General features: G+C 45.7%; 22 protein-coding genes. 4 read left to right on the plus strand and 18 right to left on the minus strand.

The window, feature by feature from the left end; translation table 11 throughout:
• Positions 1 to 4: 4 nt before the first annotated feature.
• From AC50YO_RS03095 to AC50YO_RS03105, 3 genes are all read right to left on the minus strand, one after another.
• Positions 5 to 580, minus strand: coding sequence for a histidine phosphatase family protein (locus tag AC50YO_RS03095; protein WP_494843023.1), 576 nt, complete (start codon positions 578 to 580; stop codon positions 5 to 7).
• A gap of 174 nt (positions 581 to 754) precedes the next feature.
• A complete protein-coding gene (locus tag AC50YO_RS03100; protein ID WP_494843025.1) occupies positions 755 to 913 on the minus strand; it encodes a hypothetical protein in 159 nt (52 codons plus the stop codon).
• 72 nt (positions 914 to 985) lie between these two features.
• Positions 986 to 1,648: a cell wall hydrolase gene (locus AC50YO_RS03105; RefSeq protein ID WP_494843027.1), complete on the minus strand. Its 663-nt coding sequence runs from the start codon at positions 1,646 to 1,648 to the stop codon at positions 986 to 988.
• A gap of 233 nt (positions 1,649 to 1,881) precedes the next feature.
• Here AC50YO_RS03105 and xerS point away from each other — a divergent pair, with 233 nt between their 5' ends.
• Entirely contained in the window at positions 1,882 to 2,979 is a 1,098-nt protein-coding gene (gene xerS / locus AC50YO_RS03110; RefSeq protein ID WP_494843029.1) for a tyrosine recombinase XerS, read from the plus strand.
• Positions 2,980 to 3,019: 40 nt separating this feature from the next.
• Here the strand turns inward: xerS and AC50YO_RS03115 are convergent, their stop codons facing one another.
• Positions 3,020 to 3,541, minus strand: coding sequence for an ADP-heptose synthase (locus tag AC50YO_RS03115; protein ID WP_494843034.1), 522 nt, complete (start codon positions 3,539 to 3,541; stop codon positions 3,020 to 3,022).
• A gap of 140 nt (positions 3,542 to 3,681) precedes the next feature.
• Between AC50YO_RS03115 and AC50YO_RS03120 the strand changes: the two genes are divergently transcribed.
• Entirely contained in the window at positions 3,682 to 4,668 is a 987-nt protein-coding gene (locus tag AC50YO_RS03120; RefSeq protein ID WP_494843039.1) for a YpdA family putative bacillithiol disulfide reductase, read from the plus strand.
• On the opposite strand, the gene AC50YO_RS03125 is transcribed toward AC50YO_RS03120, so the two are convergent.
• From AC50YO_RS03125 to AC50YO_RS03160, 8 genes are all read right to left on the minus strand, one after another.
• Positions 4,665 to 6,002 carry a DUF4129 domain-containing protein gene (locus AC50YO_RS03125; protein ID WP_494843041.1) on the minus strand — a complete coding sequence of 446 codons (1,338 nt, stop codon included), beginning with the start codon at positions 6,000 to 6,002 and terminating at the stop codon, positions 4,665 to 4,667. The genes AC50YO_RS03120 and AC50YO_RS03125 overlap by 4 nt on opposite strands.
• Complete coding sequence (locus AC50YO_RS03130) at positions 5,999 to 7,108, minus strand: DUF58 domain-containing protein (protein ID WP_494843253.1); 1,110 nt, start codon at positions 7,106 to 7,108, stop codon at positions 5,999 to 6,001. Before AC50YO_RS03130 ends, AC50YO_RS03125 begins: the two co-directional genes overlap by 4 nt.
• Positions 7,109 to 7,117: 9 nt before the next feature.
• Complete coding sequence (locus tag AC50YO_RS03135) at positions 7,118 to 8,077, minus strand: AAA family ATPase (protein WP_494843043.1); 960 nt, start codon at positions 8,075 to 8,077, stop codon at positions 7,118 to 7,120.
• Positions 8,078 to 8,108: 31 nt separating this feature from the next.
• Positions 8,109 to 9,032, minus strand: coding sequence for a polysaccharide deacetylase family protein (locus tag AC50YO_RS03140; protein ID WP_494843045.1), 924 nt, complete (start codon positions 9,030 to 9,032; stop codon positions 8,109 to 8,111).
• 388 nt (positions 9,033 to 9,420) lie between these two features.
• Positions 9,421 to 11,040 carry an amino acid permease gene (locus AC50YO_RS03145; RefSeq protein WP_494843047.1) on the minus strand — a complete coding sequence of 540 codons (1,620 nt, stop codon included), beginning with the start codon at positions 11,038 to 11,040 and terminating at the stop codon, positions 9,421 to 9,423.
• A 127-nt stretch (positions 11,041 to 11,167) separates the two neighbouring features.
• Positions 11,168 to 11,779, minus strand: coding sequence for a DUF3298 and DUF4163 domain-containing protein (locus AC50YO_RS03150; RefSeq protein WP_494843049.1), 612 nt, complete (start codon positions 11,777 to 11,779; stop codon positions 11,168 to 11,170).
• A gap of 15 nt (positions 11,780 to 11,794) precedes the next feature.
• Entirely contained in the window at positions 11,795 to 12,307 is a 513-nt protein-coding gene (locus AC50YO_RS03155; protein WP_494843051.1) for a GNAT family N-acetyltransferase, read from the minus strand.
• A complete protein-coding gene (locus AC50YO_RS03160) occupies positions 12,304 to 13,029 on the minus strand; it encodes a phosphonate ABC transporter ATP-binding protein (RefSeq protein ID WP_494843053.1) in 726 nt (241 codons plus the stop codon). The genes AC50YO_RS03155 and AC50YO_RS03160 overlap by 4 nt, the downstream gene beginning before the upstream one ends.
• A gap of 158 nt (positions 13,030 to 13,187) precedes the next feature.
• Here AC50YO_RS03160 and AC50YO_RS03165 point away from each other — a divergent pair, with 158 nt between their 5' ends.
• Both AC50YO_RS03165 and AC50YO_RS03170 read left to right on the plus strand, forming a co-directional pair.
• Positions 13,188 to 13,412, plus strand: coding sequence for a hypothetical protein (locus AC50YO_RS03165; RefSeq protein WP_494843055.1), 225 nt, complete (start codon positions 13,188 to 13,190; stop codon positions 13,410 to 13,412).
• 356 nt (positions 13,413 to 13,768) lie between these two features.
• Entirely contained in the window at positions 13,769 to 14,506 is a 738-nt protein-coding gene (locus tag AC50YO_RS03170) for an HAD family hydrolase (RefSeq protein ID WP_494843057.1), read from the plus strand.
• Positions 14,507 to 14,580: 74 nt separating this feature from the next.
• Here the strand turns inward: AC50YO_RS03170 and AC50YO_RS03175 are convergent, their stop codons facing one another.
• The 6 genes from AC50YO_RS03175 to AC50YO_RS03200 all read right to left on the minus strand — a co-directional run bounded on the left by AC50YO_RS03175 (position 14,581) and on the right by AC50YO_RS03200 (position 20,855).
• The gene (locus tag AC50YO_RS03175; protein ID WP_494843059.1) at positions 14,581 to 15,114 is read right to left on the minus strand and encodes a YfiT family bacillithiol transferase; all 534 of its coding nucleotides are present in this window, start codon (positions 15,112 to 15,114) and stop codon (positions 14,581 to 14,583) included.
• 154 nt (positions 15,115 to 15,268) lie between these two features.
• Entirely contained in the window at positions 15,269 to 16,309 is a 1,041-nt protein-coding gene (locus AC50YO_RS03180) for a DUF4179 domain-containing protein (RefSeq protein WP_494843061.1), read from the minus strand.
• Positions 16,302 to 16,805 carry an RNA polymerase sigma factor gene (locus AC50YO_RS03185; protein ID WP_494843063.1) on the minus strand — a complete coding sequence of 168 codons (504 nt, stop codon included), beginning with the start codon at positions 16,803 to 16,805 and terminating at the stop codon, positions 16,302 to 16,304. Before AC50YO_RS03185 ends, AC50YO_RS03180 begins: the two co-directional genes overlap by 8 nt.
• Positions 16,806 to 17,017: 212 nt before the next feature.
• A complete protein-coding gene (locus AC50YO_RS03190; protein WP_494843065.1) occupies positions 17,018 to 19,300 on the minus strand; it encodes a type IA DNA topoisomerase in 2,283 nt (760 codons plus the stop codon).
• 12 nt (positions 19,301 to 19,312) lie between these two features.
• Complete coding sequence (locus AC50YO_RS03195) at positions 19,313 to 20,485, minus strand: hypothetical protein (protein WP_494843067.1); 1,173 nt, start codon at positions 20,483 to 20,485, stop codon at positions 19,313 to 19,315.
• 49 nt (positions 20,486 to 20,534) lie between these two features.
• Positions 20,535 to 20,855 (minus strand): hypothetical protein, encoded by a 321-nt coding sequence (locus AC50YO_RS03200; RefSeq protein ID WP_494843069.1) that lies wholly within the window; start codon positions 20,853 to 20,855, stop codon positions 20,535 to 20,537.
• Between the last annotated feature and the right edge of the window lie 18 nt (positions 20,856 to 20,873).

The raw sequence follows: 20,873 nt of genomic DNA on the forward strand, positions 1-20,873 counted from the left end.
TATGTTATGCCGACTTCCATACCCTCTCGATCCTGTCCAGCTGATGATCAGTGAAGACCATACGATAAATATCAGGCTTTGTAGTGCTTTTCCAGAACTCATAGCCATAGCTCGCATCATAATAGTTCATGATAGTTGTCATAATAATTCCATGGGTACCCACCACAATATTCTTGCCTGCATGTTCGTTCAACCACCGCTCGAATAAAGGGATAGCCCGGCTTTGTGCTTGGCGAAGGGATTCGCCGTCCTGCAGTGCATAATCAGCATCTTGGAAAGAATGTTCGATTGCTTTCTCCATTTCCTCCCATGACGCTTGATGGGCTAGCCCTTTAATTGGTCGTTCAATTAATTCCTCATACCCGATAATCGGCAGACCTTCGTTCGCCGCTATATATTTCAAGGTTTGTGTAGCTCTTGTATATGAACTTGAAGCAATGTAATGAATGTCCACAAATTCGAACAGCTCAGCAGCCCTCTTCGCGGCTGCATCTCCCTCTGCCGAAAGTCCACGTGTCGATTCTTCACCGAACACATAGGGAGACTCTGCATGCCTAACCATGTAAAACGTCGTTATCAATGAAGCTCCCCCTTCCTATCATTAGATTCTAGCAAACAATAAAGTTATAAGAGATTATAGCATAAAGTAAACAATTCCGCTTCCTTATATTGGATTAGTTTAGGAGACATCTCCCACATCACTTTTAACCAAATAAAACAGCAGGAACCCAAGAGCTTCTTGGGTTCCTGCTGTTTATAAATCTTTCGATCTTGAAGCCAAATCGATGATCATTACGATAAGCACGAGTAATTGAATGAGCAGTTCTGCACTCATTGCCATACCTCCTTGCTGCCTGTAATGCTCCAATCGTTCCGGCCTCACCCCATGAATGAAGGGACTTACGTTTCCCACTATTATGCTTATGAGCAGAATGCTTGCGTTATGAATATACAGATCAAAATCCTATACATTTAAAATGTTCAGTTATTCAGCAAATATATGATTGCCGATCTGAACGATTTGCTTGCGTGTCCAAATCCATTTGGAGGTTGCAGTCTTAGGATTAAAGTAATACAGCGCACCCTGTGAAGGATCGAATCCGCGAATAGCTTCTATTGCCGCCTCATAAGCCTGTGAGTTCGGCTGCATATAGTATTGGCCGTCATCTACTGCGGTGAATGCACCAGATTGCTCGATAACACCTTCAATCGTATTCGGAAATTCAGGAGAAGCTACGCGATTCAGGACAACTGCAGCAATCGCTATCTGCCCTGTCTTGGATTCGCCTCTCGCTTCTGCATATATAATGCGAGCAAGCAGATTAAGCTCACGTTCATTCGCAGATACCTTCTTCAATGTTGACCACGTTTGCTTTCCACTCACGCCATCTGCAGCGAGACCATAATCACGTTGGAATTTCTCCACAGCGTCCCTCGTCAGTTTGCCATAGAAGGTTGTAACCGCATCATTGGTGAAGTAGCCTAATGTATTAAGCCTGAACTGTAAGTCCGGCACATCAACGCCATTGCTGCCATACTGCAAGGTAGAAGGTGCAGCAGCTTGTGCCGTTCCAAGCGGCAAACCTATTGCCATTATAATAGCAAATAAAAATATCAAAACTTTATGATATAAACGATTATTTATCATTAATATGTTCCTCCTTCGTTATTGATAATTAGAAATTATCATATATTAACATTAATTCGATTGTGGTCTGCGATTTTATGATGGTAACATACTATATTCAATTAAGTAACCCTAATACATAAATTGCATTTATTTGCTAGAAAGTATTTCGCATAGCTCGGTGGATGATATTGGATTGTCCGCCAACTATGGAATTGGTACAATGTAGGAAGTTAAGGAATGAGGTGACTGCCGTGAATGTAATCAAAGTTAAAGACCGTCAAGAGCTGGATAAACGAGTTCCAACGATGCCTTGGTATGTTGAGAAATTCATTAATTATAAGCTGCCGGACCTATCCCCCTCGTCTTTACTCGAATATATTAGGGACTATGATGCTTTCATGTCCTGGCTAATTGCAGAAGGGCTGTCAGAAGCATCCTCTGTTAAGGATGTTACGCTCATTGAGCTGGAGAAGCTACATATGGACAGCATCGATGGCTTCCGAATGTTTCTCGCTACTCATCCGAGCCATAACAATACACGAACGACCATTTCGCGCAAGCTGTCTTCTCTCCGATCTCTGTTTCATTATTTAAGCCAAATTGCGGAGGACGAGGAATTTTACCCGCTGTTGAAAAGAAATGTGATGGCGAAGGTAGCCATCAAGCGAACGCATAAGCCTAAGGATACCGCAGCCAAGCTAGAAGGAAAGCTGCTGCAGGAGGAAGAAATCGCAGAGTTTCTCGCCTATATTCACCATGACTATGAGAAAGACATCGCTACGAACAAACAAGCACTTTATAGCTACCACTTGAATCGAACACGGGATGCTTCAATTATTAGCTTGATCCTGCATTCCGGCCTTCGTGTGTCCGAGCTCGTGAACTTGAATACAGACGATATTGATGTGAAGAAGAAGCTGGCGTATGTGTATCGTAAAGGTAAGAATGATGATACCTTCAAAACCCCGGTCTACTTCCGGCAGGAAGCCGTTGATGATTTAAGCGATTATCTGAGGGTTCGAGACCAGCACTACAAAGCGCCAAAACGCGAAAAAGCCCTCTTCCTCGCCATAGCCAATGGCAAGAATGAAGGCTCAAGAATGACAAAGCGCGCCATTCAGGAAATGGTAATTAAATATGCCAAACGATTCGGCAAACCTTTTCTATCCGTACATAAACTCCGTCATTCGTTCGCTACGGACTACTATTTGCGCAACGATATTTATATGACGCAAGAGCAACTCGGTCATGCTTCTCCAGAAACTACTCAAATCTATGCTCACTTAACGGACAAAACTATGGCCGAAGCGATTGACCGTATCAAACGTGCAAGCGAGGAGACCTCTTAATAATTAGCCGATATTCATCCATGTCCAGCAGATTGAAACCTCAGTCGCTGGACATCCCCAAGGATATGCCCTCCTCGACCGCAAATTCAAAGTCTTCTATATCATACACCTGAACAGGAACCTCTGCTTCGATTAGCTTATCTTGAAACTCGAATTGATCGGACAGTAATGGAACGCTCAGCTTAGAGCCGGTAAGCAGCAGTTCTGTTTCAATGGGATCAAAAAACTCGCCATAGTTCGCATTATCTACGGCATGAACAACAGTAAATTGAATCGTATCATTCAATAACAGCGGTGAACTTTCCCGCCATGGCACCTGCATCGTTTTTTCGATTTTTTTTCTATTCAGCGGATCTTCAAAAAAACGAATCAGTTCGTTTATTTTGTTCTTCACATGCAAATCATCGTCAGGATCATCCATTACTTTGTCTGACCCGTCACGCATATCATAAAGCTCCAAAATAGATGAATAAGGGATGACATAATCAATCGGACGGCTCGGAACGAGAAGATGTCCATACGTTGCCACCATGACTGCCTCTATTACAAATCGCCGTCGCATGCTACTCCTCCTTCGGTAAAGAACGGTACCCCATTATTATACAATATTCCAATTGGTGTACAAGATAGCCAAACGCCAAATTTGTAATAATCCTCACTCCGCTGTACAATTATCGGTACACTTATCAGGAGGTCCAAATCATGAATAAAGAAGAAGCTATCATAATAGGAGCAGGCCCATGCGGTTTGGCTGCTGCGATTGAGCTGCAGCGGGCAGGGCTTCGTCCACTCCTTATAGAAAAAAGCAATTTGGTGCATTCTATCTCCATGTACCCTACATACATGCATTTTTTCAGTTCGCCAGAGCTGCTTGAGATTGGCGACATACCCTTCACAACCCCTAATGAAAAACCATCGCGCCTTGAAGCCATCAACTATTACCGTACGGCTGCCCTGCGACACAAGCTGCGAATTAATGCCTATGAAACGGTTACCAAAATAACGCAGGAAAACGGTTTGTTCACGCTGTCCAGCACAGATCGTTTCGGAGAGCAGCAACAATATACTGCACGGTATGTGGTAATCGCGACCGGCTATTTTGATCATCCCAACTATCTGGGCATACCAGGCGAGCATATGGACAAGGTCAGTCATTTTTTCCGGGAAGCCCATCCTTATACAGGCATGGAAGTAGCGATTATCGGCGGCTCCAACTCGGCAATTGATGCTGCTCTGGAGCTAGAAAGAGTAGGTGCTCATGTTACTGTCATCTATAGGGGAGAACATTATTCAAAAAGTATCAAGCCATGGGTAAGGCCAGGGTTCGAGAGCAAAGTCGCCAAAGGTCAAATAAAGATGCTCTTTCAATCACAGGTTGTTGCCGTTGATAATCGAAGCATTACAATCGCGGGACCGGAAGGTGAGCATTCTCTAAAAAATGATTTTGTACTTGCCTTGACTGGCTTCCATCCAGATCGTGATTTTCTAACCGATGTCGGCGTAACGATTGAAGAAGAAGGCTTCCCGAGCTTCAATGAAACGACAATGGAGACGAACGTGCCGAACCTATTTCTCGCTGGCGTCGTCGCCTCCAAACATGAAGCGAATGAAATATTTATTGAATCCGGCCGCTTTCACGGCAACAAAATTGCCCAGTATATTGTACAGACACGAGGCAGATCTGACTAATTTTTGTCAAAATAATTTTTAAGAGCAATTACTTCCTTCTCTTCCGGCTGTCTGTCTCCGTAGCGCACCTCTTCATAAGAGTGAATAAGCTGCTGCACTTCGGCAGTCGGATTTCCCTTCTTATTCCACGCAGACAAATCTGCAGCTGTTTCATGAGGCGTCATATGGGATTTAAACACATATCCTTTATTAATGTCATTAATTATTAATGAACTGTATAAATAGCGAATTTTCTCCGCATTAGTGGAAAGCTCGCTCCATTGCTCTCTTTTAAGCCGATTCTTCCGCTTCAGCTTGTCTATTAACTTCGTTAATAAACGATCCGGCATTTTACTTAATGACATTAAACTTTCAACTTCATCCACGTAGCCACCATTATTGTCAAGCTGCTCATTGGAACGATTCAATAATAGATTATAGAGCGTACGAACCAAGCTTGCGCCTTTGCGATAGATCAGATATACCAATACAACTGTAATGGCGACTGCCAGGACAATCCCAATCCCTCTTAGCAACACATCTAACCATGTCCACCACCAGCCTGGTTCCCCCTTCTCCAGTATCAAAGGCCCTTGTTCATCTACTTGCTCCGGCTCGATCAATTTCTCTGTCAAAGGCGTGTTTGACCACTTGAGAAACGCAGACAGCAGTGACAATGCAGTCGCACCTAATATCTTTTGCAAAGAAAGAATAAGAGCTATTACTGCAACAAGCACGATCACAATGCCTGTCATAAAGCGATTCTGGCGTTTGAAGGCGGACACCGTCTTGCTCTTAACGACCTTCCGATTCGAATCCGTCTCCGTATGAATTAATCGTTCATTCACCACAAAAAAGACAATGATAACTCCTGCAATTCCGCAGCCTGACAATAAAGCAATATAATTAGCTTGGAGCGACAACAGCTTCTGGAGGACCAAAACGAGCATATAGCCCCCAAGACCAACGAACATATATGTACTAGAGAAGGAGGCCGCCCACCCTACTGTCCATTGCCGCATTCCTCTTGAAAAAAGAATAGCGCTCAGCAAAAGCAGCAAGCTACCAGACAAATTATCACTTTCTCCCGCCATAATGGTTAATGCATAAATAAGACCGGCATGCACAGCGCCACCAGCAAGTGAAAGCAGCAAGCGCCATATGCTTCTTTTTGCTGCCACTTTGCTGATGGTATATGATCCTGCAGCGTAACAAAGCGGCAGCGTCAACACCCATACGACAAGGGGCAGTGTAGGCATTAACAAATAGATTGGAAGCAGTAGCAGAAGCGGCAAGAAGAACAGCACCTCAATTCCGCCTTTTAATATCGAAGAACGTAAGAAGGAAACATTCATCCTGCCTCACCCTCCTGTCTTTCCTGCCGATTAGAATCAGACAGCTGCCAGAATACGACCGCATTGCCATTCGCGCGTAGCCTTGCTGCTTGCAGCTCCATTTGCTCATTCCAGAAAGTCGATAGAATAAGGACATCACGATTGGAATACCCGCTATCCGCTTCGCGTTCAATCATATGGCTAAAAAGCTCGGACCGTGAAATTTCCATTCTGGCCATTGTCTCCAAAATATCCATCAAATGCGAGCTGCCCCCGCGAGGCTGAATGACGATACTATCCGTTTCGTTACGGCTAAATGTATTAACAGCAAAGCCTGCCTCCAGCCCTTCTAGAATGACGGCCTGAGCTGCACCGGCTGCTACCTCAATTCCATTCTCAATGGGAGCCGTCTCGCTCACCGTTCGCCACATCCCATCCTTGTCCTCTACATTCAAATAAATCATCAGCTTCCTGTCTGCTGTATAATCATTCTGATGGACCTGCAGCCTGCCTGCTCTTGCCGTTGCTTTCCAATTCACTTGTTTATAGGAATCATTCGGCCTATAATCCCTCGTTCCGGTTACAACGAACGGGTCCTCTACAATCCACCGTTGGACCGAGGTATTCCCTTGCCAGCTGTGAGAAGGCAGCGCATGAATAGGGACTTCCGCAGGCAAAGGGTAGACGATCAGCTCTTCATTCATAGCGATCCGGTTTTGTTCCCGACCCAGATTAAATAAGTCTCCGCTTGTAAGCGAGACCGATTGAAGCTTGTAGCAACCTCGGCTCAAACAGACAATCCGATGCTTGCGCGTAACTCTCGTATAAGGCATTAATGTAAAAATGCTTGTATGATTCTGATATAGCTTGCCGCTGCTTACATCCAGGTTATCTTGATGCTGGAATGCTAATTGGGCAGACAATTGCGATTCAATTCGCAGCCACGGCACTGGCAGCCACTTTTCATTAGACAATGTTTCTATCAATTCAATTGTATCTCCGCGAAAGGCAGCGCGTTTTTGGAATCGCCTGTTGTAACTGATTTTACGCAATCCATAGGTGCTGAATATTTTTTTTTGGAAGAATAATAGAATAAAAGCAGACAATACAAACCAGAACAGAATCATCTTCTGCACCTAACGATTCGCGATGCCTGCTTCAGCAGGCACAGTCGTCTGATGGAGAATATCTCCAATGATATCTTCTGCATTTCCCTGTGTTCTCTGCATCCCGCGCAGCGAGAGCCTGTGCGCTAGCACTGGCCTAGCCATCGCCTTTACATCATCTGGGGTAACAAAATCACGGCCTCTTAGAATGGCATGTACCTGTGTGGCTCTTAGCAAGGCCTGGCTTCCACGAGGACTCACCCCGACCAACACCTCTTCACGCTGTCTAGTCCGCTCTACAATCTGAAGCATGTATAGCAATAGCTCGTCCGATACTTTAACGGAGGTATACAGGCGCTGAGCTTCCGCGATCATATCTGCATCCGCTACAGGCAGCAGCTGCTCCAGTGGATCGTTTTCTTTAAATCGTTTTAGAATTTGCACCGATTCTTCGGTCGTCGGATAGCCCATTTTGATTTTAAAAAGAAAGCGGTCCAGCTGCGCTTCAGGCAGCGGAAAGGTTCCCTGATGCTCTACAGGATTTTGCGTAGCGATCACCAGGAATGGCTTGTCTAATCGCTTCGTTTCACCATCCAAGCTGATTTGTCTCTCCTCCATACATTCGAGAAGGCTGGACTGGGTCCGCGGAGTGGCCCGATTAATCTCATCTGCAAGCAACAAATTCGTGAACAGCGGTCCGGGGCGGAATTCGAAATTGCCCTCCTTCTGATTATAGAAGTGAATACCGCTCAGATCAGAGGGCAGCAGATCCGGCGTGAATTGTACACGCCGGAATTCCAACTGGAGTGATCGAGCCAATGATTTCGCCAGCATCGTCTTACCTGTCCCCGGCACATCCTCTAGCAATACGTGACCAGAGGTGACCAGCGCAATGAATAGCTGTTCTACAATCTTTTCCTTGCCGATAATGACCTGGCCAATGTTCGTTTGCAAGCGTTCAGCCAGATGTGTGATAGCTTGATAACTCATTCAAGTTCCGCTCCTTATACTCTTTAGTGTCCTAATCTATCCAACCGCTTTGCTGTCTTTGCAGCTTTTGCAAATCACGCCAATGAATCAGACGAATACCTTCATCTTTAATCGTTTTACGAATGTCCGCGTCACGGAACAATTGAAATTCCATACCGCGTTTCTCCGGCTGCCCATGGAAGGCGAGCAGTTCATCCGTTACTAATGAAGGATGAATAATAAGCTCTGTAACCCCAGGCTCTAATTCCTTCAATAATTGCTTCATCTCTAATTTCAAAGAATCGTAGGTCTCTCCAGCCTGCAGATGGAATGGCAGTCCGACCAAATAATCTAAGACTACAACCCCCTTAGCATCTGCAAGAAGGCCCATCTGCTTCGCATGTTCAGCCAATTCCGGCGGTGCTACTTGCTTGTTAGTCGCAGACAGCGACCGCGGCAGCCTATAGGGCAAACCGTATAACGCGCACACCTCTAACACGACTTGATTGAAATGGCGTCCCGTCTCAAGCCCGAATAAGCTGCCCATGTGATTGTCAGCATGTGTGGGGTTCATTCCCAGTTCCATCGCCATTTCAATCTGAGCAATCATTTCATTCCTTACTTGCTCAGGTTCAGCCTGCAGCTCAAAGGTTTTGCAGTCTTTCGGGAAATAACCGTCGCTGTTAATAAGGGATTGTACCGATTTCCCCTGAGTAATCGGTCCCCAGCGGTAACCCTCCCATTCACTCGTGAACGTGAAATGGATGCCTACATCATATTCTGGATGCTGTGCGCTCCACTTCGCAGCCTCTCGTGAGGCTCTGCATGGCAGCATTAACGTCGTCGAGCTGATAGCCTTCTCCTGAAGCAGCTGCTGAATGCCGGAATTGAAGGATTGGCATAAGCCATAATCATCTGCATTCACAATTAATAATCGTTCGTTGCTTCCATAACCGAGTGCTGTTGCGACATTCATACTTTTTTCCTCCTTCGTTGTGTTAAGATCCTCGCTTGACCGCCTGATCCACCAAGTACAGAAGATGAGAGCATAGGCTTGTATGCTTGCTCGTCTGATGCCGCAGAAGCTCTCCAGTCTATTCTCTGGTAGCTATAGCGCTTTCAACATTCATAACTTTCTGTTGTCTATATTTCTCTATTATAATGGTAATAGGCATAAGTTGGCAAAACTTCATTAGTTCTTAATTATTTACCACCTTAACTATTACGCTAAGCCCTTCCTTTTCGACACCCTTTGTAACATTCGAGCGTTGCTGTCGAAATGATTTTTATCATGTTGGATTATGCGCTTCCCCGGGAAATATACAGCTTCATTTCCTTTATTATTTCCTGAAGATGTTCATGAATTAGTGTAGATGGAATTTTCGCTCAATTCGGATGATTTCACCTTTTGGCCGTTTCAATCTGCCTTGCAGCTTTGCCAAATGGCGTTTCCTATATTTGAAATCAGCTAAGAAGACAAAGAGGAGCAGCAGCCCTGCAGCAGCAGCCACCCCGTAGCCAAATACGATAACCGCCGTTATTCCACTTCCAACAAGCCAGCTAAGTGCTACAGCATTAATGGTCCGGCTCCATCCCCCCATGTGCCATGGGGCATCTTCAAGCAGGTGGTGCTTCCCTTTATGTCTTAATTTTAGAGCAATCGGTATCGCATAGGCGCCATGAAGGCAGAATAACACAAATCCGAATGCGGCAAAAGTAGAGTGGCTGCTGTTAGCAATCTGTACCGCTATGCCAGCAAGAATCGAAAGAGCAGCAACTGACCATAGCGCCCCCTTAGGTATTTGTGCTTGTTCATTGATCCTCGACCATTTATGGCTATAAGGCAAAGCATTGTCTCTTGCCATGCTGAAAACCATTCTGGAGCATACCGTTATAGCACTCGCCCCACTCCCCCACAAAGCAGCAACTACTACAGCGATTACGAGCAGAGAGCCTTCAAATGCGGTGAACACAGCTGTAATAGCCCCAGTTCCCTGTGTCGCTTCCGCTCCCCCAAATGTGGCTAATAGCAAGCCTGCCATTGCAAACAAGACGAAAGCAATGATAAAGCTATATACAGCAGACAGATAAATAGCCCAAGGCACCCTTACACGCGGGTCCTTCGTCTCTTCCGCTCCATGAGCAGCGCCGTCCATGCCGAGGAACAGCTTCTGAATAATGAGCAGCCCTCCGATAAAAGTCCACAACGTCGGATGACCATCCATGAACATATCCTGTAACGCAAATAAACGCATTGGAGAATAGCCTCCCGGCCACAGCCAAGCCGTTATTCCTCCAATCAATACTGCCGCGGCTCCAATCTGCAGCGCTGCTCCTAATTGCATAAACCGTGCTAGTGCGCCGACGCCCCAATGGTGAAAAGCTGCCTGAGAGCAGCTAATCCCTATAGTCAGACCCGTTAGAGTCATTAATGATGCTTCATAGCCTAGCCTAGCAGCCAGCACATCGTCCAGAACAGCCGCGCAGGAGCCATTCACAAGAATAATTAATCCTATGTAGCCGGCGATGTGCAGCCATCCTGCATACCAGCCCCATTTTCTTGCTCCAATAGCCGAGGACCAGTGATATACGCCTCCGGAAGTCGGCACAGCTGAAGACAGCTCAGCAAGTGCTGCGCTCACTGTTAGTCCCAGCAAGGCAATGATCGGCAGCCCAATCCCAATTACAGCCAGCCCCCCCTGCTCTATTGCTGGACCAATACAAAGAACGGCTGCCCCTATTATTCCGATGGTTTGAAAAGAAATCCCGAAGGAAGCCATCGCTCCAAATCGACGTTTCATTTGCTGCGGCAGGCCGAATAGATTGAGATCATGCTTATCCTGCTGCGCTTGAACATAGGCAGCATAATCGGTCATGCTTTGATGTCTCGATGCTCGAATGCTTTGCTGTGCCTTGAGCGCTCCTGCCATCGCAGCCATACACACCAGAGCCAGCAGCATTAGTCCTAGCCATGCAGCGAACATGCAACCACCTCCATACCCCTAATGTATGAAGCACCGCGACTGGTCATGTCAATCGAAAAAAGCCTCGCATCCCTAAGGATACGAAGCTGAAACAGAAACGAAAAATACGATTATTCGGCTTGTACGATCAATTATTTTGACCCATAGCGCCCAACGGACCGTTATCATTGATTATATCTTCAATATCGTAGATGGAGATTGGGAAATAAGGAAATCCGAACGCATAAGGCGTCAGTTCATAAAGAGCAAAATAGATCACAAGCGCACGATCTGCAATATAAAAGTCCTGATCCGGCCTAATTGCCTTGAATGGCTCCAACGTACTAATGTCTCGTTCCTTTATTTGAGCATTAATCAGATCCGATAGCCGTCCTACATAGTTGCTCCCTGTCTTGAAAAGATATGGGAGCGTATAAGCTTCACCAGTAGATACACGGAAGGTCAACGACTTCTGGAGCGTTAAGCCATGTGCCCCTCCCGTATAAGCATAGTTGAACAAAGATAAGCTCAAAATATCCTTCTCGTTCGTCTTGAGCTCGTAGAAGCCCTGCATCTCGGATCGGGGATCATCAAGAGAACCCTGATCAGCAACTAGCTGCTGAACGCTGTGCTGGATAGATTCATTGATTTTTTGTATGGCAGCCTCGCTTGATCCGCCACTTACGTAAGGAATCCACAGCTCAGCCTTCGGGAAAGCAGCTCGGGAGGATTGTACAATTACAGGAGATCGAAACGCCATATGGAAGACACCTGCCTATTCGGTAAGATTCTCCATTGTATGCATAGTACGTCTCATCTCATGCCATTCTATTCCGCCGTGGGTAGAAGAAGCTATGCCAACATAGCCAAAGCCCGCTCTTTCATAAAAGGAAATAAGATGCCTCTCGCACATCAGAATAATCGCCTGATGCTGCTTCTCATCACATTCAGATACTATCCTTCTCAGTAATTTACTGCCGATGCCATAGCGTCTTGCATCCGCATCTACTGCGACTGTCAGAATGCAAAAGTTACTGCCGATGGATAAATCGGAATGATCGCCTTTCAGCTCATCGTCACATGCAATAGATGCTGTTCGGACCCCATTCGCAATACCAAGAAGTCTGTCCCCTGACCACGCAGACCAGAAGTAAGACCGATAATGACGGTAACGATAGCGGAAACCCTCCTCCGTAGCAGCTGCTTCCGCACTGTAGCAGCGCTGCTCCAAGAGAAGAGCCTGCTCCAGCTCATGCTCTTCAATTAGCCTCAGCTTAATTTCACTCACAATAGCATTTTCTCCCGTTCAGTCAATCGTCTGCCTCTTACATCGACGACCAATTCACCATTATTAAGCCCCATAATTCGATCTGCGAAGCGCTCTGCCCAATCTCCTTGATGCAAAACAGCAAAGACAATGATGCCTTGCTCTTGACAGGAGCGCTTCAAATCGGAGAGTACCTTGTCCGCGGTATGCGGATCGAGTCCCGCCACAGGCTCATCGGCAACGATGACCTTAGCGCCGTGAACGAGAGCACGAGCGATCGCAATCCGTTGGCGTTCTCCTCCGCTCATTTTGGAAGCCTCCAAATGTGCTTTATCGAGAAGGCCCATCTTCTCGATCATATCCATTGCGCCCATGTAATCGTCATTTCTAAGCTTGCCTGTCCATCTCCGCCATGCAGGCGTCTGTGACACCGAACCGATGATGACATTTTTGAGACCTGATTTATTAAGGAATAATTGTGGCTTCTCCTCTAGGTAGGCTACTTCACGGCGAATTTTCATCTTCCCTGACAGGCCCTGCTTAAATATATCAACACCATCAAAACGATAGCTGCCTCTTGTCCATTTCTCTTGTAAGGAAAGGCATTTCAGCAGCGTCGATTTGCCGCTTCCGCTAGCCCCTTTTATCGCAATAAAATCGCCTGGATAAGCCTCGAAGCTTATATCATTCAACAGCTTCGGTCCTCCGGGCACCTGTTTGGTCAATTCTTTTATTCTAATCATCATTCGCGCCCCTTTGTCTATCGCATCGCTGTTCTATTAATCTAGTTTACGGGAAACAAAAAACAGTTTCCACACGAACAAATGTTTGATATAATAAAAACAAGAACAAACGTTCTAAATTAAGTTGGACTTCATCCATTAAGGGAGGCTGAATCACCATGAATAATAGCTGCGAGAACTTTCGTTATGAAGAGAAGGGATGGCCATGCAGAGACTTAACTTTTAAGTTTTATGCCGACGGTACATTAACGATCATCGATAACCGCGCAGAGGAGGTGATCTCACCCAATGACCTAAGGGGTGACAGTCTGGACTTCTATATTCGCCGCCGGATTTCATTTATTAAGAATAAGCTGTATGCTTCACAGTTGAAATATGCTTAATCCAGATAGATAGACCGATGAGCTGCTGGCCTTGCAACTGCCAGCAGCTCATCTGTTCTTACTCTGTTATTTATGGCAGGTGCTTATTAATACCGTTCATGCTCGGTGGGCGCTTCGCAAACTTAGACATATTTACAGTTATCGCTTCCTGCTTAAACCTGGAGAAATTCTGTTGGTTTTTTGTTTTATCGCTTTTATTGATCGGCATATTTATCACCTCCATCCTCATTATGAGGAGGATGGGCATAAAATATGTGGATTTGCTTTTTTTATCAATGCCATGGTGTTTGACGAAATGGTTCCGATGCGGTAGATTGGTCATACAACGTACTCTCATCAAAGGAGCCGAGCTTTATATGAAGCAACATTTGTTTTTTGATTTGGACGACACTCTTATTCACTGTAATAAGTACTTCTATTTCGTCATTGAGCAGTTTGTAGACGCAATGACGACTTGGTTCTCTGGGTATGAGGGAGTAACGACTGAGAACATCCGCAGTAAGCAGACCGAGATTGATATTGCTGGCATTGCTGTGCTTGGCTTTAAGAGCGAGCATTTCCCTCAGTCGTTCATAGATACCTATCGCTACTTTAGCGAGCTGACTGGACGCAAGCCCTCCTCCAAAGAACAGGACTTGCTATGGAAGCTTGGTCTAAGTGTATATGAACATGAGACAGAGCCTTATCCAAATATGGAAGAAACGCTTGATGCTCTTGCCTCTAGCGGTCATGAGCTTCATCTGTATACGGGCGGGGAGATTACAATTCAGCGTCGCAAGATTGAACAGCTTCACTTAGAGCGCTACTTCGATTCTCGCATCTACATCCGCAGACATAAGAACAATGAAGCATTGGAAAGCATTTTATTCGAAGGCGGCTTCGACCGCTCCCATACTTGGATGATTGGCAACTCCATTCGTACAGATGTCGTCCCGGCATTAACAGCCGGTATTCACGCCATCCATATGAAGACCCAGACGACGGAATGGCATTATAATGTGATTCAGATCGAAGTGCTGCCCAAAGGCGCCTTCTTCACATTAGATCATTTAGTTGAAGTCCCGACTACTATTCACAATTATTTGAACCGTTAGAATATACTTAGAGAAGGGCTGTACAATTGCGTCTAATGACGGAATTTGTACAGCCCTTCTGCTTATTTACTAGTTCACATCCAGCCTTTGCGCTCCTTTAACGAATCAATCTGGGCAATATGATGCCGACCATGCCAAGCATATCTTTGCATCGCAATGTCAAGAGACATAGCTCCGTGTGTAGGACTAATAAAAGTACGTTGAAATTGCTCTGGTGACAGCGTACGAAGTAAGATGACAAATCGTTGATGCAGGGACTCAAGAAGAGCTAACGAGACTTGTATAGGCGTAATATGATAATCGCTTAATTCAGCCCACAAGTCTTCCCGATAGGAGCCTGAGATTGGTGCCTCTTCTGTTAATGCTCTTTTAAAGCGAATATAAGCATTCATATCATTATCGGCCAAATGATGAACAACCTGCTGTACGCACCAACCACCACTACGATATGGAGTAAGCATCTGCTCTTCATTCAAGTTCCTAACGCTCAATGATAGTGCCCCTGGAATGTCAGCGATCGCCGTTATCCACTTCTCACGTTGCTGTGCTGTCGACTGCTCCACCGGTACAAATTTACCTAATGGGAATGAGTACTTGTCCTCCTCCATCATCTCACCTCCTTAATTCATTGGTCTTCTGCAGTCTTATGCTATTCTGGTCATCTCTTTCATTGCTTTCTCAGCATATAATAGCTTAAATGAATGATTTATATCATTAATTATTAATAGAAGAAACTAAATAAGATATATCCTCTTCTTTTTGCTACTGAACCACCGAGAGCGGATTGTCGACTGGAATCTCCTCACCAAAAAATACGATAGATGCGATTTCTTTATCATTTATTACCTGTTCAAAGGTTTTAATCGTAAGCATTTGATTCCCCTCCGTCAAATGCAAGCCATTAAAAATGCTTGTCGTTTCTGAGGTGCCATCTTTATAATTGATCGTAATGGGATAATCATCCGAATGTTTATTTTCACCGATTTCCTTTAACCCTTCGACCGCTTCATTAATTTCTTTGAATGATTTGCTTTCAAGCTTTAAAGAAATTGAAATGGGCGAGACCGACAGTGTTTTTACTACTGCCTGATAGCCAAACATGGTGATGCTTTGTCCCGGCTGATAGACGGCAGAATAATTTTTGAAATCCAGCTTAAAGGAGGTTTCCCAAGTGCCCGATAAAACGGTTGTGAAAATTCCCGGAAATGGTTCTGCTGCTTCTAGATTGTTGAATTTAATTTGAACCGTGTCACCCGCTAGTGCATGTTTGGTCATAATGTTCATGACCATGCTAATTTTATTGTCCTTAGGGTTCTCGTCGTCCACTAGCATGAACCCTGTACCGTGATAATCTTGACTAGTAGTAATCATTGGATATTGAAAACGATATCGGGCAGAATCTAATACAGTACCCTCAGGAGCTGTAAAATCCATTAAGACATAGGTCAGATTGCTGTCACCAATTACTTGCTTTATGGTAAGTGTCCCCTGCTCGTTGGTCACTTGTTCATTCACGACATAAGCACCGTTGGATAAATATGCGGCCTGCTCCTGATTAGCTGGATTAAGAAATTTTAGAAAGGTATTATCTAATCCCCGATAGGCTGCAAATGCTGTTGTCGTTAAGCAAACGATCAGCACAGCTGCCAACACTACAGCCCTTACGCGTTTTATGGAGGCACGCCTGCTGCGACTTGTATTTACATTCTCTCTTTGCGGTAGAATATTCTGCAGCATTTTTTCTTTCTGTTCAGCTGTAGGAGTAAAGACTTCGAACAGCCGCTTCATATTATCATTACTCATCCAATTCCCCTCCCATATCCAGCTTAAGGCGTTTGCGGCCTCTCGCAAGCTGCGTCTGGATCGTGCTTTCCTTGTGTCCGAGCATCTCTGACAATTCTTTTACCGAATAATCCTCGAAATAATAAAGATATAAGACCGTTTTGTATTTTTCGGGAAGTGACAGCAGTCGGGCTAGCACCTTCCCTGACGGCTCAGCACCATTCCAGGAAGGAATCTCTGGCAAGGTATCGAGAGCCACACGACGAGTTGTCCACCAATTTTTAAGAATGTCTTTACAGTAATTCCGGGTCGTTACGATTAACCATGCTTTTTCATGCTCGTGATTATTGAAGACCATTTGCATCTTAATCAGCTTTAGAAATACAGATTGAACAGCGTCTTCTGCATCAACGGGATGTTTCAAATAGATATAACACAGCCTGTACACATGATCGACATGTCGTTGATAGAGTTCAGCCAACTCTTTATCCGTACGCAATAAAGAATTGTTTTCCATTTATTCGCCTCCTACTTACAACACGATTGATCCTGTGAAAATATCTCATTATTCGGATTTTTTTCTTAACGTACTCTTCTTCCATGCAAAAAAACACCTCTAAGCTGTGCGAGTTTTTATGATACTCGCTTTGTCAACTTAGAGATGCTTATGGTTTCTCACGCTATAGAGCAATCTTGTACATGTTCAAATCGTTCCTCTATGTTGATGAATTACTCCAATCTTAATGATACCGTACCGCGCTCGCGGTCCGTTAAGACCAGCCTGCCCTTCCTGCTGCTGCCATCCTCTTGCTTGAAGGTGAGCTGATTAGTTGCTCCTTTGGCAAGAAGCGATTTCACCATCGGCAATGAAATCTGCTTGCCTTGCTGTTCCTTCCAAATAACAAACGTACAGCCTTCACGGAAGGCACTGCAGCCATATCCACGTTTTCCTTCGATAATTGTTCCGCGACAGCCCGATCTTGGACAACTCGAAATCGGCTCACGCTCCATAACGGACTTATTCGAAGAAGAAGTTGACTGCCCAGTACTCTTAGAAGTGGTTATCTTGTCAGTACGTGTGGTGCTGGCTTTACTGCGTGGACTTGTACTTTTGGCTGAAGCTCCGCCTCGCTTGTTTTCCTCGCGTTCCTCAAAGGTTCCCGGAGCAGCAGGACGTTGCAAACGCACTTTATCCACGATCATAGTCGCAAACTGCTTCACCTTCGCAATGAATTGATCATCGGAGGCTTCGCCCTTGGAGATTTGATGCAGCCGCTGCTCCCAGCGCCCTGTCATCTCAGGAGAAGCCAACAGTTCAACGCCAGCTCCCCGAATAAGCTCAATTGCAGCACAGCCCTTAGAAGAGATTTCAAGTCGCTTCCCCGTCAACTGTACATACCCGACATGCTTGAGCCTCTCAATCGTGGCTGCCCGGGTGGCTGGCGTCCCAAGACCTGTATCCTTCATGGCCTCCCGCAGCTCATCATCTTCCATTGATTTGCCTGCGCTCTCCATCGCTTTGAGGAGCGTACCCTCGGTAAAAGGCTTAGGGGCCTGTGTTGTTTTCTCAAGTGCCTCCGTGCTCACACAATGAACGCCATTATTAGGCTCAAGACGAAATGGCTGATCCATGACCATCTCTTCCTCATCAGCCGCCGAATCGTCATTGCCCTTGCGTTTACTGGTTTTGCGGGAGCTGGATGACGTATCTTGCTGCTGTACAACCTTCCAGCCGGGCTCCAGCTCCTCCTTGGCCTTGGTACGGAAGATCTCACTTTCTACCTCAGTCAGCACCGTATGGTTTTTGTAGACAGCAGGAGGATAGTAGTGAGAGAGGAATCTTCTGACGATCATATCATAAATATTTTGCTCTTCCTGCCCTAGCCCTGACGCTCGCTTAGGTGTTGGCATTATAGCATGGTGATCCTCTACCTTAGATGGATTGCATACCGATTTATTGCCTTTATGCACACGGCTTCTATCCGCTCCTCCAGCCAGCTCTCTGTACGAATCGGTTCCTTGCAGCATCGTCAATACCTTTTGCATGACGGGCAGGTTCTCCTCTGTTACATAGTTGGAATTCGTCCGCGGATACGTAATGACCTTGTGCTTCTCGTATAGGCCTTGCGCGATATCCAATGTTTTTTTGGCGGAGTAACCGTACTTGCCATTCGCTTCCCTTTGCAACAAGGTCAGATCATATAACCGAAAAGGATACTCTTTGCTCTCAGTAACTTGATAATCCTTGATAACGGCAGGCTTGTCGGTTGTCTTAGCCGCCAAAGCATCGGCCTTTTCTTTGTCAGTGATGCGGTCACCCTGCCAAATCCCTGCATACGTGAACCCTTCTTGCTTGAACGCCGCTTTAACGACAAAATAGACATCAGATTCAAATGCCGTTATTTCTTTGTACCGATCATAGAGCAGTGCAAGCACAGGTGTCTGCACTCTTCCGACTGACAGCAGCGCTTTATGCCTGATTGTGAAGGCTCTGGAAGCATTCATGCCTATCAGCCAGTCAGCTTCACTCCGAGCTCTTGCAGCCCGTGTGAGAGGCTCGTAATCATCATCACTGCGCAGCGTATCAAAGCCTTTACGGATTGTTTCCGGCGTTAGATCAGATATCCATAGCCGATCTGTCGGCTGGGCAAGCTTCAAATAACGACGGATCAAGTGAAAAATAAGCTGGCCTTCTCGCCCGGCATCGCAGGCGTTGACCAGTTTGCCGCATCGTTTGGCAAGCTCGCCAATCGTCTTCAGCTGATCCTTCGTCCGTGGATTCGGCCACAGCTTGAAGGAATCCGGAATGATCGGCAAATCTTGCGCATTCCATTTCTTATATCGTGCATCATACTGATCTGGCTCGGCCAATGAGACAAGATGTCCGATTGCCCATGTAATAATGTAGCGGTCACCCTCCAGATAGGTTCGACGGTTGACTGCTTTTGGTTCAACCACTGCAGCTATTGTACGGCCCATATCCGGTTTCTCCGCAATAATTAACGTCTTCAATAAATCGCCTCTTTACTTCTCGCCTGGCGTCTCTAAATAACGCAACATCGCGTTAAATATTGTGCGCACGCCATCCGACCACTTCGGGTCTTCTGCGTATTCTCGGTTGATCCATGTAAAAGGGTCTATATTATCAGGACGCTTCTTACTCAAGCGAACGATCGTCCGTGAAGCAATCTCTGCTGAGTCCTGCAAAGTCGTATTATAATCCTTCCAACTGTGAAACACATTGAACGGATTATTCACAATCTGCTTCCATTGCTTGTTCGTCTTCGGAACAAAAGCTTGTTCTTGCCCCGTTATTGCAAATAGAATGACAGGATGAATGTCGAAGTCCTTTGCTGCCCCGATAATAGCATCCATATTGGGCTGTCCTGCGAGTGCCGATTGCTTGGACGTCAAATACGCAGCAAGCTTCGATCTATCAATCTCAACATATCTCAGCTCAGGTGGCAGCCCATCGAGTGGAGGAGCTTCAGCAAGAGGTCGATCAGGCTTCACTGAGCCCTGCTCTACCACCTTGTTCGAAGAGTCCTGCAGCAAGGACCAGCCATACAGCAATGACGATCCGATTAATAATAAACATAACATACTGTAAACAAATGTTCGCCGCCCAATTCTTCTCTTTATTAATGGGTGTGCTTGTCCGCTTGCGTGTACTGGCAGAGGAATGACTTCGGCTAGAACAGACTCATTCCCCTCCGCTCGGGAGCGGGAGGTTCCCCCTTCTTCTCGTACAATCCTCTTGAACTGCTGCCAGCTTAAGCCCTCTGAAGAATGCCTTGTGAACGTATCAGCTACTTCATGATCAACGGCCAACTTCTCCAGTTTCGCTGCGAACCGCTCATAACTAACGTTCTCATTCAACTGTTCTTCTACCCAACGATGAAAAGGCTCCATAAAACTGGCATCATGTCGATCCAACACCAGACATGCCTCGAAAATATCACCTGCTCTAACAGGTTTCTGGCGGTCCAGGACAGTAGAGCGGATGAGGCTGGCTGTCAATTGGCGCTTCATCAATTCATCGAAATCTGGCAGTTGCTTATGTATAATACGATTGACAGCGTCGGCTACAATCTCCGCTCGTTTATCCTGCGGCAAAGCGGCATATTTATGCTGTACATAGGTTCGAATATTTCGAACATCCGCCTCAGACAAAACGAAAGCTTCCTCTGCTGGCATGCGAATCGCCCCTTTGGGTTATCTCATACCGATTTTACCACAACTTTCCTTACGTTGGGGAGGATAGATTCTGAATTCGCTGTTGGATCTCGTCACCTTCTATGAAAGCTATGATCTGTTCTTTTTCAAAGGCTGTAAATTGATATTCACAATCTGTATCTTCATCCTGCGGTACGATTTGAGCAATGCTCCCGCCTAATGTGCAGATCACAAGGCCGCTGAAATCGATCAAATCATCGGGAATTGGCGTATCGGAATGAAGCTCGAATTGAAGCGTAATATCGACCCATTGATCATCTCTGCGTTCAATGCCTGCGTGGAAAGCAATGAAGTTCAATTCCGTAACTGTATCCAGTCCGTATTTAATCATTTGTGTTATCCTCCCTGA

The sequence above is a fragment of the Paenibacillus sp. J22P59 genome, assembly GCF_059383895.1.

Excerpts from the sequence above, each read along its gene's own strand:
- AC50YO_RS03115 (WP_494843034.1), bottom strand. The coding sequence starts at position 3,541 with ATGCGACGGCGATTTGTAATAGAGGCAGTCATGGTGGCAACGTATGGA.
- AC50YO_RS03135 (WP_494843043.1), bottom strand. The coding sequence starts at position 8,077 with ATGAGTTATCAAGCTATCACACATCTGGCTGAACGCTTGCAAACGAAC.
- AC50YO_RS03105 (WP_494843027.1), bottom strand. The coding sequence starts at position 1,648 with ATGATAAATAATCGTTTATATCATAAAGTTTTGATATTTTTATTTGCT.
- AC50YO_RS03185 (WP_494843063.1), bottom strand. The coding sequence starts at position 16,805 with ATGGAAAACAATTCTTTATTGCGTACGGATAAAGAGTTGGCTGAACTC.
- AC50YO_RS03130 (WP_494843253.1), bottom strand. The coding sequence starts at position 7,108 with ATGATTCTGTTCTGGTTTGTATTGTCTGCTTTTATTCTATTATTCTTC.
- AC50YO_RS03160 (WP_494843053.1), bottom strand. The coding sequence starts at position 13,029 with ATGATTAGAATAAAAGAATTGACCAAACAGGTGCCCGGAGGACCGAAG.
- AC50YO_RS03125 (WP_494843041.1), bottom strand. The coding sequence starts at position 6,002 with ATGAATGTTTCCTTCTTACGTTCTTCGATATTAAAAGGCGGAATTGAG.
- AC50YO_RS03195 (WP_494843067.1), bottom strand. The coding sequence starts at position 20,485 with ATGCCAGCAGAGGAAGCTTTCGTTTTGTCTGAGGCGGATGTTCGAAAT.
- AC50YO_RS03175 (WP_494843059.1), bottom strand. The coding sequence starts at position 15,114 with ATGGAGGAGGACAAGTACTCATTCCCATTAGGTAAATTTGTACCGGTG.
- AC50YO_RS03200 (WP_494843069.1), bottom strand. The coding sequence starts at position 20,855 with ATGATTAAATACGGACTGGATACAGTTACGGAATTGAACTTCATTGCT.
- AC50YO_RS03140 (WP_494843045.1), bottom strand. The coding sequence starts at position 9,032 with ATGAATGTCGCAACAGCACTCGGTTATGGAAGCAACGAACGATTATTA.
- AC50YO_RS03120 (WP_494843039.1), top strand. The coding sequence starts at position 3,682 with ATGAATAAAGAAGAAGCTATCATAATAGGAGCAGGCCCATGCGGTTTG.
- AC50YO_RS03180 (WP_494843061.1), bottom strand. The coding sequence starts at position 16,309 with ATGAGTAATGATAATATGAAGCGGCTGTTCGAAGTCTTTACTCCTACA.
- AC50YO_RS03170 (WP_494843057.1), top strand. The coding sequence starts at position 13,769 with ATGAAGCAACATTTGTTTTTTGATTTGGACGACACTCTTATTCACTGT.
- AC50YO_RS03150 (WP_494843049.1), bottom strand. The coding sequence starts at position 11,779 with ATGGCGTTTCGATCTCCTGTAATTGTACAATCCTCCCGAGCTGCTTTC.
- AC50YO_RS03145 (WP_494843047.1), bottom strand. The coding sequence starts at position 11,040 with ATGTTCGCTGCATGGCTAGGACTAATGCTGCTGGCTCTGGTGTGTATG.
- AC50YO_RS03165 (WP_494843055.1), top strand. The coding sequence starts at position 13,188 with ATGAATAATAGCTGCGAGAACTTTCGTTATGAAGAGAAGGGATGGCCA.